The 19174-nt window shown below is 43.7% G+C and carries 14 protein-coding genes; 6 read left to right on the forward strand and 8 right to left on the reverse strand.

The window, feature by feature from the left end; all coding sequences use genetic code 11:
- Nucleotides 1-14 precede the first annotated feature (14 nt).
- Together L4C35_RS04340 and L4C35_RS04345 are read right to left on the reverse strand one after the other, a co-directional pair.
- Entirely contained in the window at nucleotides 15-560 is a 546-nt protein-coding gene (locus L4C35_RS04340) for a regulatory protein ToxS (RefSeq protein ID WP_428461720.1), read from the reverse strand.
- Nucleotides 551-1402 carry a winged helix-turn-helix domain-containing protein gene (locus L4C35_RS04345; RefSeq protein WP_428461721.1) on the reverse strand — a complete coding sequence of 284 codons (852 nt, stop codon included), beginning with the start codon at nucleotides 1400-1402 and terminating at the stop codon, nucleotides 551-553. Before L4C35_RS04345 ends, L4C35_RS04340 begins: the two co-directional genes overlap by 10 nt.
- A gap of 255 nt (nucleotides 1403-1657) precedes the next feature.
- On the opposite strand from L4C35_RS04345, the gene htpG reads away from it, so the two are divergent.
- The 4 genes from htpG (at nucleotide 1658) to L4C35_RS04365 (ending at nucleotide 7071) form a co-directional block, all read left to right on the forward strand.
- Nucleotides 1658-3562, forward strand: a complete 1905-nt coding sequence (gene htpG / locus L4C35_RS04350) for a molecular chaperone HtpG (protein WP_428461722.1) — start codon at nucleotides 1658-1660, stop codon at nucleotides 3560-3562.
- 176 nt (nucleotides 3563-3738) lie between these two features.
- A complete protein-coding gene (adk, locus tag L4C35_RS04355) occupies nucleotides 3739-4383 on the forward strand; it encodes an adenylate kinase (RefSeq protein WP_048898686.1) in 645 nt (214 codons plus the stop codon).
- Between the two features lie 201 nt (nucleotides 4384-4584).
- Nucleotides 4585-5556, forward strand: coding sequence for a ferrochelatase (gene hemH, locus L4C35_RS04360; RefSeq protein WP_428461723.1), 972 nt, complete (start codon nucleotides 4585-4587; stop codon nucleotides 5554-5556).
- Nucleotides 5557-5766: 210 nt separating this feature from the next.
- Nucleotides 5767-7071: an inosine/guanosine kinase gene (locus L4C35_RS04365; RefSeq protein ID WP_428461724.1), complete on the forward strand. Its 1305-nt coding sequence runs from the start codon at nucleotides 5767-5769 to the stop codon at nucleotides 7069-7071.
- Between the two features lie 83 nt (nucleotides 7072-7154).
- Here L4C35_RS04365 and L4C35_RS04370 read toward each other — a convergent pair whose 3' ends face one another.
- From L4C35_RS04370 to nagB, 6 genes are all read right to left on the reverse strand, one after another.
- A complete protein-coding gene (locus L4C35_RS04370; RefSeq protein WP_428461725.1) occupies nucleotides 7155-8060 on the reverse strand; it encodes an aldo/keto reductase in 906 nt (301 codons plus the stop codon).
- Nucleotides 8061-8450: 390 nt separating this feature from the next.
- On the reverse strand, nucleotides 8451-10121 hold the full coding sequence (gene asnB / locus L4C35_RS04375) for an asparagine synthase B (protein ID WP_428461726.1): 1671 nt from the start codon (nucleotides 10119-10121) through the stop codon (nucleotides 8451-8453).
- A gap of 304 nt (nucleotides 10122-10425) precedes the next feature.
- Nucleotides 10426-12015, reverse strand: a complete 1590-nt coding sequence (locus L4C35_RS04380; protein ID WP_428461727.1) for a cation:proton antiporter domain-containing protein — start codon at nucleotides 12013-12015, stop codon at nucleotides 10426-10428.
- 177 nt (nucleotides 12016-12192) lie between these two features.
- Nucleotides 12193-13407, reverse strand: coding sequence for a DNA-binding transcriptional regulator NagC (gene nagC, locus L4C35_RS04385; protein ID WP_428461728.1), 1215 nt, complete (start codon nucleotides 13405-13407; stop codon nucleotides 12193-12195).
- 3 nt (nucleotides 13408-13410) lie between these two features.
- Nucleotides 13411-14547: an N-acetylglucosamine-6-phosphate deacetylase gene (gene nagA, locus L4C35_RS04390; RefSeq protein ID WP_428461729.1), complete on the reverse strand. Its 1137-nt coding sequence runs from the start codon at nucleotides 14545-14547 to the stop codon at nucleotides 13411-13413.
- Nucleotides 14548-14559: 12 nt separating this feature from the next.
- On the reverse strand, nucleotides 14560-15360 hold the full coding sequence (gene nagB / locus L4C35_RS04395; RefSeq protein ID WP_048898692.1) for a glucosamine-6-phosphate deaminase: 801 nt from the start codon (nucleotides 15358-15360) through the stop codon (nucleotides 14560-14562).
- Between the two features lie 255 nt (nucleotides 15361-15615).
- On the opposite strand from nagB, the gene nagE reads away from it, so the two are divergent.
- Together nagE and glnS are read left to right on the forward strand one after the other, a co-directional pair.
- The gene (gene nagE, locus L4C35_RS04400; protein WP_428461730.1) at nucleotides 15616-17106 is read left to right on the forward strand and encodes an N-acetylglucosamine-specific PTS transporter subunit IIBC; all 1491 of its coding nucleotides are present in this window, start codon (nucleotides 15616-15618) and stop codon (nucleotides 17104-17106) included.
- 399 nt (nucleotides 17107-17505) lie between these two features.
- Nucleotides 17506-19167, forward strand: a complete 1662-nt coding sequence (gene glnS / locus L4C35_RS04405) for a glutamine--tRNA ligase (protein ID WP_428461731.1) — start codon at nucleotides 17506-17508, stop codon at nucleotides 19165-19167.
- The last annotated feature ends 7 nt before the right edge of the window (nucleotides 19168-19174 follow it).

A 19174-nucleotide genomic window follows, 5' to 3' on the forward strand; every position in this document is an offset into this window, starting at 1 on the left:
CATTGAAATCAGTCTTACAGTGAGTAATAAACGGTAGAGCCGTAAGTTAGGCTAGTGAGCAGTAAGCTCTTTTCGTTTAGGATATCAATTCGTCGACTTTGACTAGCATCCATGCGGAATATTTTACGGATCGCAGTAAGCTGTTTTTTCTGGAAATCTTTATTCACGCCTGACGTAATATCTTTGAATTCAGCCGGCTCAGTTAACAGATAGCCACCACTAATATCCCAGGTGCCAGACTCTGAAATATGCAGTGTGAGCGGCTCTTCATTATCACTGTATAGCTTCATTAAGGTGATACGTGAGTAATTTTTATTGGGTAAATACACCATGTGGCTGGTTTGCTCTACGCGGCGAAGCACTAATAACTCATCATCCAATAGCTTCTCTTCAATACGACTTACCGTGTTAGATTGCCACTCACGTGACATGATCAGCTGCTCTTGCTTATAGTCACTAGAGAAGTAGAGCCAGAAGCTAAATACCATTGATACCGCGAGGATCAGGTATGGCCAAAAACGCTTAAAAATAGTTGAGATTGAACTTTGTTTTATTGGCATAACTGGTCGTTATCCTCTTGGCTTGATAACAAACGTAGCGTGACATTTTCGTTTGGCGAATCAATGTTATGTACGTAATTAATCCAAATTTGGCTCTGTTGACCACCTGTTGCGATCACTTCTATTGGTCGCTTCTCTTGTGGGTGAAACGCAATGTAACGCGTGACACAAGTACGGATCATCGGTTCCCATTGGCTCATGCCTGGGTGATTATTCGGCGTCAGAACGGGAATGCCTTCAACTTCAATAAACTTATCGAAAGCGGCTGATTTAGGCGGATAGCTGGTGTTGACCATCAAAGGTAACATTAGGGCTATCAGAAGTGCGAGCCAGCCATATAGATTTACACGGTGGTTTTTTTCTGTTGGCGTAACCGTTGAGTGGTGTGTCGATTTTTCAACGGGAGCGGCTTCATGTTCCACCGTATCGTTTGCCGTCGTAGGAATTTGGCTAACGAGATCTTCAGCAAAGGTTTTTTCAGGTTTTACTGGCTGTGTGAGATGATCAGAAACAGGCGCTATCATTTGATAACCGCGTTTAGGCACTGTTTTGATAAATTCAGGTGATTTCGTTGAATCTTTAAGCGCTTTTCGTAGCGTCGAAATGGCTTGAGTTAGGCTGGAGTCATCCACCTCAAAGCCTTGTTCTCTCCAAACAAAATCATGTAATTGAGTACGAGTGATGATGGCGCCAGGCGTTTCTATCAAAAGGCTGAGGGCACGGCTTTCATTACTGCCTAAGCGAGTGAGCTCATCATTTTCGAGTTGATCAATTAAGCTGTTGTCGTAAGGGTCAAAAAGGAAACGCTTACCAATTAAGAACTTAGTGGAGGTGTTATGCATTTTTAGCCCCGATGAAACTGTTTAGGCACTTATATATCATAATTCCCTGAATATAATCTGAATGTAAAAAAAGGAAAAATCGCAGCGCAGAAATTCTAAAAAGAATAAAAAAGGCTATTTTAGGTTGAAAACGTACTATTTGACCACATCTAATTAGTATCTAATTGGGGATTTTTATCACGAGTGGGCAAACGGCTAGTTAACCGTCTGAATACAGTGGTAATTTTACGTAAAACTATTGTTTTTGGAGTTTCGATGAGCGAACAACATACCTCTACCAATAAGGAAACCCGTGGTTTTCAGTCAGAAGTGAAACAACTTCTTCATCTGATGATTCACTCTCTGTATTCAAATAAAGAGATTTTTTTACGTGAGCTAATTTCTAATGCGTCTGATGCATCGGATAAATTACGTTTTCGCGCACTGTCTGAGCCAGACTTATATGAAAATGATTCAGACCTTGGGGTTAAATTATCATTCAATGCAGATGCTGGCACGTTAACCATCAGTGATAACGGCATTGGTATGAGCCGTGAAGATGCGATTGAGCACTTAGGCACAATTGCAAAATCAGGTACAAAAGACTTCTTCAGCAACCTGAGCAATGAAGAAAGCAAAGACTCACAGCTTATTGGTCAATTTGGTGTGGGTTTCTACTCAGCCTTTATTGTGGCGGATTCTGTAACTGTACATACGCGTGCAGCAGGTGCTCCTGCCGAGCAGGGTGTTAGCTGGCAATCAAGCGGCGAAGGTGACTACAGCGTTGAAGACATCACTAAGTCGACACGCGGTACTGACATCATTCTTCACCTTCGTGAAGAAGAGAAAGAATTTTTAAGCGAATACCGTCTACGTGACGTGATTGGTAAATACTCTGATCACATTGGTATCCCTGTTCACCTTCAAACGGCAGAAATAGACGAAGAAGGTAAAGAGACAGGCAATAAAAAGTGGGAGCAAATCAACAAGGCTCAAGCTTTGTGGACCCGCAACAAGTCAGATATTTCTGAAGAAGAATACAAAGAATTCTATAAGCATGTTTCGCATGATTTTGCTGAACCGCTTCATTGGAGCCATAACCGCGTTGAAGGTAAGCAAGATTACACCAGCTTATTGTATGTGCCTTCTAAAGCGCCGTTTGACTTATATAACCGTGATAGCAAGCATGGCTTGAAGTTGTATGTTCAACGCGTTTTCATTATGGATGATGCAGAACAGTTCATGCCAAGCTACCTGCGCTTTATGCGTGGTTTGATCGACTCTAACGATTTACCGCTAAACGTATCGCGTGAAATCTTACAAGATAACAAAGTTACCCAAGCACTTCGCAAAGCGTGTACTAAGCGCTCACTGACTATGCTTGAGCGTATGGCGAAAAACGATGCTGAGAAGTACCAAACGTTCTGGAACGAATTTGGTCAAGTGCTTAAAGAAGGCCCAGCAGAAGATTTTGCGAACCGTGATAAGATCGCAAACCTATTACGCTTTAGTTCTACCGAGAACAATGCGGCTGAGCAAGTGGTTTCATTGGCCGATTACGTCGCACGCATGAAAGAAGATCAAGAGAAGATCTACTTCATCACAGCAGACAGCTTTAAAGCAGCGCAAAATAGTCCTCACCTTGAGCAATTCCGTGCAAAAGGTATCGAAGTTATCTTAATGCATGATCGCATTGATGAGTGGTTAATGAATTACTTGCCTGAATTTGATGGTAAGCAGTTCCAGTCGATCACTAAAGCGGATCTTGATTTGTCTAAATTCGAGAATGAAGAAGACAAAGAAAAGCAAAAAGAAACACAAGAAGCTTTCAAATCTGTGGTTGAACGCACACAAGCTTACTTGGGCGACCGTGTTAAGGAAGTACGTACTACCTTTAAACTGCATGATACGCCAGCCGTTGTGGTAACGGATGAAAACGAGATGGGTACGCAGATGGCGAAACTGATGGCAGCTGTTGGTCAAGAAGCGCCTGAAGTGAAATACATCTTCGAAATTAACCCAGAGCATGCTTTGGTTAAACAAATGGCTGACGAAGCCGACGAAGTCGTCTTTGGCCGTTGGGTTGAAATGCTAATGGGTCAAGCGATGTTAGCGGAACGTGGTGCGATGGAAGATCCATCTCAGTTCTTAACTGCAGTTAATCAACTACTTGCGAAATAGTAGCAAAAGGGGATTCTGACGAAGGTCGAATCGACCCTCTTGCAACTATCGGATAGTATGCTGATCAAGAATGTAAACCAAGCCCAGGCATAGTACTGGGCTTGCGACTGACGTCTAATCAGTGTATTTTCACTTTTTTTGAGAAACACCAAGCTTATTTATTAAAGGGGATCACGATGCGCATCATTCTTCTGGGCGCTCCAGGTGCAGGTAAAGGTACTCAGGCACAATTCATCATGGAGAAATTTGGTATTCCTCAAATCTCTACGGGTGACATGCTACGTGCAGCAATCAAAGCAGGTACAGAGCTAGGCAAACAAGCGAAATCTGTAATCGATGCAGGTCAACTTGTGTCTGATGACATCATTCTTGGTCTGGTTAAAGAGCGTATTGCCCAAGACGATTGTGCAAAAGGCTTCCTACTAGACGGTTTCCCACGCACTATTCCTCAAGCTGATGGCTTGAAAGAAAACGGTGTTGAGATCGACTACGTTATCGAATTCGACGTGGCTGATGAAGTGATCGTTGAGCGTATGGCGGGTCGTCGTGCTCACCTAGCTTCTGGTCGTACTTACCACGTTGTTTACAATCCGCCAAAAGTGGAAGGTAAAGATGACGAAACTGGTGAAGATCTTGTTATCCGTGAAGATGACAAAGAAGAAACAGTGCTAGCGCGTCTAGGTGTATACCACAAGCAAACTGCTCCTCTTATCGAATACTACGGTAAAGAAGCCGCTGCTGGTAACACGAAGTACCTTAAATTTGATGGTACTAAAGAAGTTGCTGCTGTAAGTGCTGAACTAGAAAAAGCATTATCTTAATCACGTATTCATTGTGATTAATAAAAAAGGGCATACTTAGGTATGCCCTTTTTTCGTTCTCTCCAGCCATTGATGAAAAGTCCCCTGATCCTGAATAAAAAAATTGGTCAGTAGGGTGATCGTTTACGATATTGAGCCGTACAAGTTAGTGATAGTATTGGCTATAATACGGTTTAACTAAGATAAAGCGGCGGATAAAAAATGAGTAACAAGCACGGCGTATTGTTAGTGAATTTAGGTACGCCAGATGAGCCCACATCGGCCGGTATAAAACGTTTTTTGGCTGAGTTTTTGCACGACAAACGCGTGGTTGATATGACACGTTGGCTTTGGTGCCCAATTTTACACGGTGTTATTTTACCGATTCGTGCGCCTAAAGTCGCAAAGCTATACCAATCTGTTTGGATGGATGATGGTTCGCCATTAATGGTGTATTCAAAGCGTCAACAACAACTATTACAAGCCGAACTGAATGTGCCGGTTGAGCTGGGTATGACCTATGGTTCACCAACTATAGAAGAGGGGTTGACGGCATTAAAAGCACAAGGTTGTGATAAGGTCTTAGTGCTACCGCTTTATCCGCAATACTCACAAACAACCACAGCCGCGGTATTTGATAAGCTGGCAAAATCGGTTAAAACATGGCCTGAATTGCCAGAGTTACGCTTTATTAACCATTATTTTGAACACCCAGACTACATTTCAGCTCTTGCTCAGTCAGTCTCTGATTTTTGGGCAGAACATGGTCAGCCCGATTATTTGTTGTGTTCGTACCATGGCATTCCTAAACGCTATGCCAATAATGGCGATCCGTATCCTGTTCACTGCAACCAAACAACCGCATTACTTGCTGAAAGCTTGGCGTTACCACGTGAAAAAATGAGTATGAGCTACCAATCGATTTTTGGGCGTGAAGAGTGGTTGCAACCGTATACCGATAAAACGATTGAAGCGTTAGCGAAAAAAGGCGTAAAGCGTTTAGATGTGATGTGCCCCGCTTTTTCTGTCGATTGTTTAGAAACGTTAGAAGAGATTGCTGAAGAGTGTAAAGCAGTATTTCTTGAGGCTGGTGGCGAAACATTCAATCTTATTCCATGCTTGAATGATAACTCGGCACACATCACTATGATGACAAACCTTGTAAAGCAAAATACACAGGGTTGGTGTGAATAGCGATGAAGCGTTAACTTATTGATCATCCAAGTTTTCGCTTTGCTTCCACGAGAGTAAATAGTAGTTTTTACTCTATTTAGGCGTATTATTGACTCGGAATTGTGTTACAAAAAAGCACTTGCCTCTCAAAAAGAATGAGCGGCTTTCTTTTATGTTCACGATAATGTGATAGAATTCGCAAAAAGTTCACTAGACAGATAGCTCATTCAGATGAAATTTCCAGGCCAACGTAAATCGAAGCATTACTTTCCTGTACATGCTCGTGATCCACTTCTGAGTCAAACTAAGCAAGAAAAACGTCTAACTCGTACCCATGTTGTTGGTATCGACCAAACTTTGGTTGATATTGAAGCCTGTGTAGATGACGCATTTCTTGAACGTTATGAGCTAAGCAAAGGTCATTCTTTAGTGATCTCTGATGAAAAAGCAGAAGCTTTATATCAGGAACTAAAAGAAAATAACTTAATTAGCCATGAGTTTGCTGGCGGTACCATAGGTAACACGCTACACAACTACTCCGTATTGGCTGATGATAAGTCGGTACTGCTGGGTGTAATGAGTAAAGATATTGAAGTAGGCAGCTACGCATATCGTTACTTGTGTAATACATCAAGCCGTATGGATATGAACTACTTGCAACCAGTGCATGGCCCTATTGGTCGTTGTTTTGCGTTAATCTCTGCTGAAGGTGAGCGTACCTTTGCGATTAACGAAGGGCATATGAACCAATTAAGCCCAGATAGCATTCCTGAATCTGTATTCAAAAATGCATCGGCGCTGGTGCTAACCGCTTATCTTGTTCGCTGTAAAGATGGCGACCCAATGCCAGCGGCAACAATGCGAGCAATTGATTACGCGAAAAAATACGATGTACCTGTTGTTCTAACACTTGGTACTAAGTTCGTTATTCAAGATGATCCCCAGTGGTGGCGTGATTTCTTACGCGATCATGTGACAGTTGTAGCAATGAATGAAGATGAAGCTGAAGCCCTAACGGGTGAGTCAGATCCATTAGTTGCTGCTGATCAAACGCTTGAGTGGGTTGATCTGGTGCTATGTACTGCTGGCCCGATTGGTCTATATACTGCAGGTTACACGGAAGATAGCGCTAAGCGTACAACGAGCTTGCCATTATTGCCTGGTGAAATCGCAGAGTTCAACCGCTATGAATTTAGCCGCCCGATGCTGAAAGATGCATGTGAAGCGCCAATTAAGGCTTACTCACATATTTCACCTTACATGGGTGGCCCTGAGCGTATCAAGAACACCAATGGTGCGGGTGATGGTGCTTTGTCGGCATTACTGCATGACATGTCAGCAAACCGCTACCACAAAGAGAACGTACCGAACTCAAGCAAGCACCAGCATAGTTTCTTGACGTATTCTTCGTTCTCTCAAATCTGTCTGTACTCAAACCGTGTAAGTTACGAGGTACTGGCACAGCATTCACCACGTTTATCTCGTGGTTTGCCTGAGCGTGAAGATAGCCTTGAAGAAGCATACTGGGAACGTTAATCGCTGACTTAGTGATAACTGAACCCAATAAGAAACCCAGCGAATGCTGGGTTTTTTTACATCTAGGTTTTAATTAGCAGTGACTAAGGCACGTTGTGACCGTTTGATGCTACCCAAATACGGAACCATTGTTGACGCGTTAACGTAACATCGGTACTGCGAATGGCTTGGCGTACGCGTTCTATTTTGCCGCTACCAATAATTGGAAGTGGGTTAGCGGGTAGGGCGAGTACCCAAGCATAAACAATTTGATCGATACCTTCCGCACCGACTTCAGCTGCGATCGTTTCAAGCTCAGTACGTAGACGCTTAGATTTTTCATCTTGGCCGCAGAACAAGCTACCACCACCCAAGCATGACCACGCCATAGGAGCAATGCGGTGTTGCTGCATTTGGTCTAAACAACCATCGTGTAGTGCTGTCATATTGACTGGCGAAACTTCTAGTTGGTTGGTTGCCAACGGATAATCTAGACGCGATTGTAATAAATCGAATTGGCTAGGGGTGAAGTTCGATACGCCAACATGTTTCACTTTACCGTCTTGTTTCAGGCGGTTAAATGCCTCTGCTATATCATCGACATTCATCAGTGGGTCAGGGCGGTGTACCAGTAGTAAATCAAGATGATCTGTGCGCAGGTTTGTGAGTGACTGCTCAGCTTGCGACACTATGTAGTCAGTGGTGGTGTTGTAATGCGGTAGCACGATATCACCCGTAGGGGCACTTGGTAGGCGAATGCCACATTTACTCACCAGTTCGATACTGTCACGTAGGCTTGGTTCTAATGTTAATGCTTCACCAAAAGCGGCTTCACATTGGTAGTTGCCATAAATATCTGCGTGGTCACAGGTTGTGATCCCGAGTTCTATATGTTGTTTTAGGAAAGTGAGCCGCTGCTGTGGCGTCATGTTCCATTCCATTAAACGCCAATAGCCAGCAATGAATTGAGAGAACTCAGGGCCGTTTACTTCTGTCTTTATTCTTTTCATGTTGTGTCTGTCTATTTGTTGGAATTGATGAAATTTTTCAACATTGCTACCCGCTTGCATCAGTATTTAAGGCATAAAATGACCAAGCGTATCGTAGGGATCGCTGTGTTAATGCTAGTCAGACTAGGGGATAATCAGAACTTAATCTGTGGGCTGGTTAGTGTTTTTATAAATATTTAGGTAAGTTTACGACATTAATTTTCATTGATAGCCATGCTATTCATTCGCTATACCCATCTGGGTAAGTCAGTCTTCCGATGATTTTAACAAGTAAAAATAATGTGATCAGGGCGGCTATTGTGCAACCTGTTTTCACTCAACGGCTGTTGTAATAAAAAACGCAACCCAAAGGCTGCGTTTTATCATTCGGTTGAAGAGAAGCCTGATGCGTTACTTTTTGTAGGCTTCGTTGTGAATAGCGGCAACAGCACGACCAGATGGATCGGCACTGTTTTTGAAGCTTTCATCCCATTCAATTGCTTTGGCGCTTGAGCACGCAATTGATGGACCACCAGGTACACATTTCGCTGCGCTCTCTAGCGGGAATAGCTCTTCAAAGATCTCACGGTAAACGTACGCTTCTTTGGTTGTTGGTGTGTTGTATGGGAAACGGAATTTTGCTGTTTCAAGTTGTTGATCTGATACTTTAGCTTCAGCAACATCACGCAGTGAATCAATCCAGCTATAACCCACACCATCAGAGAATTGTTCTTTTTGACGCCATGCTACAGATTCAGGTAAGTAATCTTCAAAGCACTCTCGAATAATGTGTTTTTCCATCTTGCCGTTACCACACATTTTATCTTCTGGGTTAACGCGCATTGCCACTTCTAAGAATTCCTTATCAAGGAAAGGAACGCGGGCTTCAATGCCCCATGCTGCCATTGATTTGTTGGCGCGCGCACAGTCAAACATGTTGAGTGCAAGCAGTTTTCGTACTGTCTCTTCATGGAATTCTTGTGCGCTAGGCGCTTTGTGGAAGTATAAGTAACCGCCAAAGACTTCGTCGGCACCTTCACCTGATAACACCATCTTGATGCCCATCGCGCGGATTTTACGCGACATTAAATACATAGGTGTTGATGCTCGAATGGTCGTTACATCGTAGGTTTCAATGTGGTAAATCACATCACGAATCGCATCGAGACCTTCTTGAACGGTATAAGTGAGTTCATGGTGAACTGTGCCTATGCTATCTGCAACAATCTTGGCTGCTTTTAAATCTGGCGCGTTTTCAAGACCAATCGCAAAGGAGTGTAGGGTTGGCCACCAAGCTTGCGATTGTTCGTCATCTTCAATGCGTTTTGCCGCAAACTTCTTAGTAATGGCCGAGATAACTGATGAATCAAGACCGCCCGATAGCAATACGCCGTAAGGAACATCTGTCATTAGCTGGCGTTTAACGGCGCTCTCTAACGCATCTTTTAGTGCAGTTTTATCCGTTTTTGCATCAACAACGGCATCAAATTCCATCCAATCACGTTTGTAGTAACGAACTGGTTCGCCTTGCTTGCTCCATAAGAAGTGACCTGGAGGGAACTCACTAATGGTCTTACAAACAGGCACAAGCGCTTTCATTTCAGAGGCGACATAGTAGTTACCATGTTCATCATGACCGTGGTAGAGCGGAATAATACCAATGTGGTCACGGCCGATCAGGTAAGCATCTTCTTGCTCATCGTAAAGGATAAAGCCAAAAATACCGTTTAGGTAATCAAGTAGCTCTGGGCCTTTTTCTTTGTAGAGGGCCAGAATAATTTCACAATCAGATTCAGTTTGGAACGGGTAGTCGGGTGCAAATTCAGCACGCAGCTCTTTGTGGTTGTAGATTTCACCGTTCACCGCAAGTGCATGCGTTTTATCTTGGTTGTAAAGCGGTTGCTCACCACTATTTAAGTCGACAATCGCTAAGCGTTCATGAACCAGAATCGCATTGTCTGATGCATAAATACCAGACCAGTCTGGTCCGCGGTGGCGCATTTTTTTAGACATTTCTAATGCCGTTGTACGTAGTGCGGCTGCATCGCCTTTAATGTCTAAGATCCCAAATACTGAACACATATTTCCACTCCAACCTAAACTATTGCAATTCTTGATAATTTTCTCGGGTTGCCTTACTTGGCGAATGTTTCAGTACCAAATTTAACGGATACGTCACTTTTCCCTTACTTGTTTTTTAAAATTGCGTATTCAGTAATTAATTGCAACGAAAAACTTTAGATCGATCGAAGAAAAACACCTTAGGTGAATATTGTTTAATAAAATCCATTTATTCCGAATTTTATCCATATCGAGTGATTTTTTGACCAAAAAAAACGGCTGCCGAAGCAACCGTCTTAAAATATTCACTCTTAACGAATAGGGTTTAGTTGCGCTGTTTTAAGTCCATATCCAGCTCTTCGCAAACATGACGGGCAAAACCACGGCCTGCTTCATGGTAAATATTGAAGGCGGCATCAATCCCTAAATTTTCTAACTCTTCCATCTCATCGGCATATTTCGCGATTGCAGCTACTTTGCCTGTGTAATTCAGGGTATTGATTTGTTCCATAGCAAAGCTATTGGCATGGCTATTTGGCATCGCAAGTAGCACCAGTTTGATTTGATGGCTACTAATAACACGGGTCCAGAAATCGGGGTCCGTCGCATCGCCATGCAACACATTACGGCCAACTTGGATATGGTCATCAACTGACTCTTCGCGTGTTTCAATACCGATAATTTGATTGCCGTAGCGTTCGACAAGCTCATCGTAAGCACCACTACCAATACGGCCCATACCTAATATTAGTACCCGTGCTTGACCAAAATCGATCAGCTTATCGCTCGGGTTAAGCAGATCGGCATCGTACTCTTTTAACCACTTAGAGGTGTCGTTATAGAGCCTGTGGCCAATACTGTTGAGTGGTGCGGCGATTAAGAAGGAAATAGAAACCGTCATGGCTATCGCTACCAAGAAACTGCCGGGTAGCCAGCCGAGCTTGTAAGCTAATCCGCTGACGATTAAGCCGAACTCACTGTAGTTGAATAAGGTGAGTGTTCCCAGTAACGAGGTGCGGACACGGTAGCGAAACAGGTGAAAGATGAGATAGTACAGAATCCCTTTAATTGGCAATAGTAACAATAGAATTACCGCCATAATGGCGCCATCTAAGGTTGGTGCTTCTGATAAGCCAATGTTGAGGAAGAAACACACCAGTAGCAGCTCTTTAAGGTTAAAGAGTGATTTGGACATCTCAGAGGCTTTGGGGTGTGCGGCAAGCATCATACCTAGGATTAGTGCCCCTAGATCGGCTTTTAGGCCAACCAGCTCAAACAGACCTGCGCCAGCTACTAGTGCTAAGAATATTGAATACAGTACCAGCATTTCGCCGTGTCCTGCTTTGTCTAAAATACGGAACATCAGCGGGCGTAAGAAAGGCAGTGCAAATAGCCCTAATGCGGTAATCTCAGGGATCTTACCGGTTGAAATTGTTAAGAACAGCACCGCAAAGATATCCTGCATAACCAGAATGCCGATAGCGAGTGTGCCGTAGGTGGCATTTAATTCGCCTTTATCTTGCAGGGCTTTAATCGCGAAAACGGTACTTGAAAAAGAAAGCGAAAAACCAAGCAGTGCTAAGTGAGCAAGACTTAAATCAGACAACATACCCAAGCCAAGTTGCTTCAGGCCGAGTAGGGCGAGGGTAAATAAACCCGTCGAGAGTAGGTTGTGTAGCGTTGCTCCGCCCCAAATTTCTTTGGTTAATAGGGTCTTAACATCTAATTTTAAGCCGATAGAGAAGAGAAGTAGGGTAACACCTAGATCAGCGAGCGTAGATAGGGTTTCTGTGCTTTGCACCCCCATGCTGCTTAGCCCAAAGCCAGCGACAAGAAAACCGACGAGCGGGGGTAACTTGCATTGCATTGCAATAAAACCAGCAATGAAGGCGGTGATAATAAAAACAAGTTCCATGGTGGGGGGGATGCTCCTTCTCTTTTGAACGCAAAATATTGCACGAGAATATAACACAAGGGCCATACGTCTGTTGACGTATGGCCCTTAAATAACTGTTACAAATTAAGAGTGTAACTGTAGTCATACAGTTAACAGTGCTTTAATGGATATTATCCATGTAATGCGTGTGGTCTCTTAGTCTTCCAGTAAGCGCTGTAGCAGTACACCGTTCAACATTGCGCGTTTAATCATAGAAAATGCGCCAATGGTAGGGTGCGAGATAAGCTCAGAAGGTACGATCGGCAAGTCCTTGTGGAAGGTCGAGAGCGATTGCGTTTCAATGCAGCGACGAATCGCTGGCAGCACGATGTCTTTGGCTTGTGTAATATTACCCGCCAAAACAATTTTCTGTGGATTAAATAAGTTGATGGTCATCGCAAGGGCTTTACCCAATTGATTACCCACTTTAATTAATGCTTGGCTTGCCAGTTCATCACCTTTGTTTGCGGCTTCACAAATAGCCAGCATGGTGACTTCTTCAAGCTCTTGTAGGCTGCTTGAATAGCCTTGATCTAGCAGTTTTTGCACGTGTGCAATAACAGCAGGATCAGACGCGACAGTTTCTAGGCAGCCAAAGTTACCACATTGGCATTTGTCGCCAAGTGGATCGATTTGGATGTGGCCGATCTCGCCGACATTACGGTTAAAGCCAAGGAATACTTGACCATTAACAATAATACCCGCACCAGTACCATGGTGCACACTGACTAATATTGAGTCTTTGCAGTCACGGCTTGCACCAAAATAGTGCTCAGCCAGTGCGAGTCCGCGAATATCATTACCGACAAAACAAGAAACACCAAAGGTTTCAGTGATGATACCTGCGAGTGGGAATTTATCGACTTCAATGTGAGGCATGTATTCAATAATGCCTTTTTCAGGGTCGATAAGGCCCGGAAGTGTAATGCCAAAGGCGACTAACTCTTTCATAACGTTTTCATTATCAGCAATAAACTGATGAATGTGTTTCATTAAGCCAGAAAGGAGTGCTTCTTGGTCATCGTAGTGAAATTGGGTTGCCATACCTGCGATATATTTACCGCTGAGATCGTATAGCGTCATTTCAATAGAGTCACGACCCAAGCGGATCGCAATGGAGTGGAAAGCGGCTGACTCAGTTGTCAGCGATATCGCTCGTCGACCACCTGTCGATGCTTGTTGCGCGACCTCTTTAATAAGGCCACGCTCAAGTAACTGGCGGGTAATTTTAGTAACACTTGCGGGAGCAAGTTGACTTACGTCTGCAACCTGAATCCGTGAAATAGGGCCTTGTAAGTCGATCAGTCTATATACAGCAGCACTGTTTAGCTGCTTTACTAGATCTACATTACCAATTTGTCCGCCTGTCATAGTTTAGTTCTGCTCGTATTCACCGTTAACAACAGTCGCCCGAACATTGAATTGACGATCAAAAATAGTCAGGTTAGCCACCATGCCTTTTTTGATAGCACCCAGTTTATTATCAACACCAATCGCACGTGCTGGATAAAGGGTTGCCATTCGAATCGCTTCGTCCAGGGCGATACCTGCATGTTCAACACTGTTTTCAACTGCTTCAATCATTGTCAGTGCCGAACCGCCAAGCGTGCCATTTTCATCTACACACTTGCCGTCACGATAATATACTTTCTTACCGACAAAAATAAAGTGATCCATGTCTGCTCCTGCAGGTGCAGTTGCATCAGTCACTAGAACTAACTTCTCACCTTTCATGCGATGTGCCATACGAATATTGGCATAATCAACATGGAAACCATCTGCAATGATACCGGTGTACACTTCAGGGGTATCATAAATAGCACCTACCATACCAGGTTCACGGCCTGCGATAGGGGTCATTGCATTGAATAGGTGAGTGGCAAACGTAATACCAGCGGCAAAGCCTTTGCGAGCTTCAACGTAAGTGGCGTTGGTGTGACCTGCGGAAACAACAATACCCGCTTTTACTAGTTGCTCGATATGTTCGTGTGGGTTTTGCTCTGGTGCTAGCGTGACTTTCGTAACGACATCAGCGTTATCACAGATGGTTTTGATCATCTCATCGTCAGAGCGACGAATATGGTCAACACTGTGAATGCCTTTTTTCATTACATTAAGGTACGGGCCTTCAAGGTGTAGGCCTAGCGAATGGTTGTTGTATTTGCTTTGGTATTCACGTTCTGCAGCAATGGCTGCTTTCATGTCAGCGTCTGATGAAGTGATCAGGGTTGGCAAGAAGCTAGTACAACCTGACTTCAGGTTAGCACGATGCATAGTGTGAATAGTATCAGCGTTGATTTCATCGTTAAGCATTACCCCACCACAGCCATTAAGCTGTAGATCGATAAAGCCAGGCGTCAGTTCTGCGCCATCTAAATCGAGGGTTTTGATATCTTGAGGAAGTTCGGTAACAGGGCATACAGCGTGAATGTTCACGCCGTCAATGATGACGGCGTGGTTATTCAGCACATCGCTACCGGTAAAAATGCGGCAATTGGTAAGCGCGTACATGAACGTTTCCTTTTAAAGGTTTTTGATGTTTTCAGCTTCAAGCTCTTGGAAGTATTTTACTGTCTTCACTTTTAGCTCTTGTGTTGCTGGCTCATCACAAACAATCAGTGATTTCGGGTGAAGTTGTAGTGCAGATACAGTCCATAGGTGGTTTACAGAACCTTCAACAGCCGCTTCTAATGCTTGTGCTTTATTGTGGCCAGTGACTAGGATCATGATTTCTGCAGAATCAAGCAGCGTACCTACACCAATTGTTAGTGCGTATTTAGGCACTTGCTCGATATCACCGTCGAAGAAGCGAGAGTTCGCAATACGAGTGTCTTGAGTTAGTGTTTTGATACGCGTACGAGAAGAAAGCGATGATGCTGGCTCGTTAAATGCGATGTGACCGTCGTTGCCTACACCACCCATGAAAAGGTTAATGCGGCCGTAAGACTTAATTTTGTCTTCGTAACGTTGGCATTCTGCTTCGTGATCGTCTGTATTACCATTCAGAAGATTGATGTTTTCTTCTTGAATATCAATATGATTGAAGAAGTTGCCGTACATGAAGCTACGGTATGATTCTGGGTGATCAGCTGAGATGCCGATGTATTCGTCCATGTTGAAAGTAACAACATGCTTGAAACTTACTTCGCCTGCTTCATAAAGTTCGATCAGACGCTTGTAAGTTGTTAGTGGTGTACCACCAGTTGGTAAACCAAGAACAAATGGACGCTCCGCAGTTGGCTGAAATTTGTTAATAGAATCAGCGATATGGCGCGCTGACCACAAACCTACATCTTTAGCATTATTAAGCGGGATTAGTCTCACGGTGACACCTCATTCAAGATAGATAATACGGTAAAAATCTTAGCGGCTTCTTGCCTTTGTTTCGAATGATAAAATAAGTTTTATGATCGAGCTAGCAAAATCGCCTAGATCTTGTCTCTACAGGTGATAAAGATCACAAATGATAACGTTTTAATTTGCGGGGCGAAATTAATTTCTTAAACTGCAAAGGACTAAATCGGATAGCAAAATAAGTTATCTAAATTACATCTAAGAAAACCATAGGGGGAACTAAGGGTGAATATTCTTGGATATTTTCAAAAAGTAGGTAAAGCATTGATGGTGCCAGTCGCCACATTGCCTGCCGCAGCTATTTTAATGGGTATTGGTTACTGGATTGATCCGGTAGCTTGGGGCGGTAACAGTGCACTAGCAGCGTTTTTAATTAAAGCTGGTGCGGCGATTATCGATAATATGTCTGTGCTATTCGCAATTGGTGTTGCGTACGGCATGTCTAAAGATAAAGATGGTGCAGCTGCACTTTCTGGTTTTGTTGGCTTCTTAGTAGTAACAACACTGCTTTCTCCGGGTGCTGTTGCACAGATTCAAGGTATTGCACCTGATGCAGTTCCTGCTGCTTTCGGTAAAATCAATAACCAATTTGTTGGTATCCTTGTTGGTATTACTTCTGCTGAAATCTACAACCGCTTCTCAGCTGTAGAACTTCACAAAGCACTAGCGTTCTTCTCTGGTAAGCGTTTGGTTCCTATCCTAACGTCTTTCGCTGGTATCTTTATTGCTTTCGTACTTATGTACATCTGGCCTGCTGTTTACGGTGGTCTAGTATCATTCGGTGAAACAATTCAAGGTATGGGTGAGCTAGGTGCTGGTATCTACGCATTCTTCAACCGTCTACTGATCCCTGTTGGTCTTCACCACGCACTAAACTCAGTATTCTGGTTTGACGTAGCGGGTATTAACGATATCCCTAACTTCCTTGGTGGCGCGAAATCTATCGCTGAAGGTACTGCAACTGTAGGTGTTACAGGTATGTACCAAGCTGGTTTCTTCCCAATCATGATGTTTGGTCTACCAGGTGCTGCTCTTGCGATGTACCACACGGCTAAAGCGAAGAACAAAGAAAAAGTAGCATCTATCATGATTGCTGCAGGTTTCGCATCATTCTTCACTGGTGTTACAGAGCCGCTAGAATTCGCATTCATGTTCCTAGCACCTGCGCTATACGTAGTTCACGCAGCGCTTGCGGGTCTATCTGTATACATCGCTGCATCTATGCAGTGGATTGCAGGCTTCGGTTTCTCTGCAGGTCTAGTAGATATGGTTCTATCTACTCGTAACCCACTAGCAGTTAACTGGTACATGCTAATCGTACAAGGCCTAGTATTCTTCGGTCTTTACTACACTATCTTCCGCACAGTTATCATTAAGTTCAATCTTAAGACGCCTGGCCGTGAAGATGACGATGTAGAAGAGTCTGGTATTACAGGTTCTAAAGAAACAGGTGAACTGGCTAAGCAATACCTTAAAGCGCTTGGCGGTCACGGTAACCTAGAAAACATCGATGCATGTATCACTCGTCTACGTCTTACTCTTAAAGACAGTAGCCTAGCGAATGAGAAAACATTGAAAGCACTAGGTGCAATGGGTGTGGTTAAACTGGGTTCAAACAACCTACAGGTTATCCTTGGCCCTCTAGCTGAAATTGTTGCGGGCGAAATGAAAAAAATCCCAGCATCTGAAGACCTATCTGCAGTAAAACTGCCTTAGTATCTTCAACAGCTAAGTAAGCAATAGTTATCTATCGGCCTCTTTTGAGGCCGATATTTTAAGTAAAAACCGAATACGCAAAAAGATGACTTCTGTATTTACCATTACTGTGTCGTGGCCAGTCATGAGCAAAATGATAAATAGCAGAAGTTATTTCGGTGACTTCCCCTTGTTTTTTCAAGGGCAGGTTGTCCTCAATCCCATGTGGACTCCTGAGTGGAATGTTGTTTATTGGTGCTAAGTTGGCACTGTGATAAAATCATGTATTGTATTAGCCCCGCTTTTGCGGGGTTTTTTTATCCATATCAACAAACAATGCATACTATTTGTTGAGTCGCGAGCCATATTTATGGATCATAGAAGGCTCAAAAAATCCTGTAAGCACACGAGGTCTAATTGATGAGTGAATCTGAAGCTCGTCCATCAAACTTTATCCGCCAAATTATTGATGCGGATTTAGCCAGTGGCAAACATTCAAACGTCCATACCCGATTCCCGCCGGAGCCGAACGGTTACCTGCATATCGGCCATGCTAAATCTATTTGTTTGAACTTCGGTATCGCTCAGGACTACCAGGGACAATGTAATCTTCGTTTTGATGATACTAACCCTGAGAAAGAAGACATCGAGTACGTTGAGTCTATTAAGAACGATGTTAACTGGTTAGGCTTCGAGTGGAGTGGTGAGATTTGTTATTCATCAAACTACTTCGACAAGCTACACGGGTTTGCAGTTGAACTAATTAATAAAGGCTTAGCGTATGTTGATGAGCTAAGTCCAGAGCAGATGCGCGAATACCGTGGCACGCTAACCGAACCTGGTAAGCATAGCCCGTACCGTGATCGTAGCGTGGAAGAAAACATCGCACTGTTTGAGCAAATGAAGAACGGTGAGATTGAAGAAGGCAAAATGTGCCTTCGTGCGAAAATCGACATGGCATCGCCATTTATGGTTATGCGCGATCCGGTTATTTACCGTGTGCGTTTTGCGACTCACCATCAAACCGGTGACAAATGGTGCATTTACCCAATGTACGATTTCACACACTGTATTTCGGATGCGTTAGAAGGCATTACGCACTCAATTTGTACGTTGGAATTCCAAGATAACCGTCGTCTGTACGATTGGGTGTTGGATAACATTACGATTGATTGCCAACCTCGTCAGTACGAGTTCAGCCGTCTAAACCTTGAATACACGGTTATGTCTAAGCGTAAGCTAAACCAGCTGGTTACTGAGAAATTAGTATCAGGTTGGGATGACCCACGTATGCCAACTATTTCTGGTTTACGTCGTCGTGGCTTTACGTCTGCATCTATCCGTGAATTCTGTAAGCGTATTGGTGTGACTAAGCAAGATAACACCATCGAGATGAGCTCACTTGAGTCTTGTATTCGTGACGATCTAAACACCAACGCACCACGTGCGATGGCTGTTCTTGATCCAATCAAAGTGGTTATCGAAAACTTTGGTGACACTGAAGTACTAACGGTTGCTAATCACCCGAATAACCCAGATATGGGTGAGCGTCAGGTGCCATTTAGCCGTGAAGTTTACATCGAGCGTGATGACTTCCGTGAAGAAGCGAACAAGAAGTACAAACGTCTAGTATTAGGCAAGGAAGTACGCTTACGTGGCGCGTATGTGATTAAAGCTGAGCGTATCGAGAAAGATGCGGAAGGCAATATCACAACTATCTTCTGTACTTATGATGCGGATACGCTAGGTGTAAACCCAGCTGATGGCCGCAAAGTGAAGGGTGTTATTCACTGGGTATCTGCAGAAGCAGGCCTACCCGCTGAATTCCGTTTGTACGATCGTTTATTCACAGTTCCAAACCCAGGTGCTGCGGATGACTTCGTTGCGGTAATTAACCCTGAATCACTTGCTGTAGTGAATGGCTTTGTTGAGCCTGCGCTACAAACGGCAGAAGCAGAGAAAGCATTCCAGTTTGAACGTACTGGTTACTTCTGTGCCGATATTAAAGATTCTTCTGCACAGAAGTTGGTCTTTAACCGTACTGTTGGTCTACGTGATACTTGGGCTAAAATTGGTGATTAATCACTGG

The organism is Photobacterium kagoshimensis (assembly GCF_050337045.1).
In the GTDB taxonomy this organism is placed as follows: domain Bacteria; phylum Pseudomonadota; class Gammaproteobacteria; order Enterobacterales; family Vibrionaceae; genus Photobacterium; species Photobacterium kagoshimensis.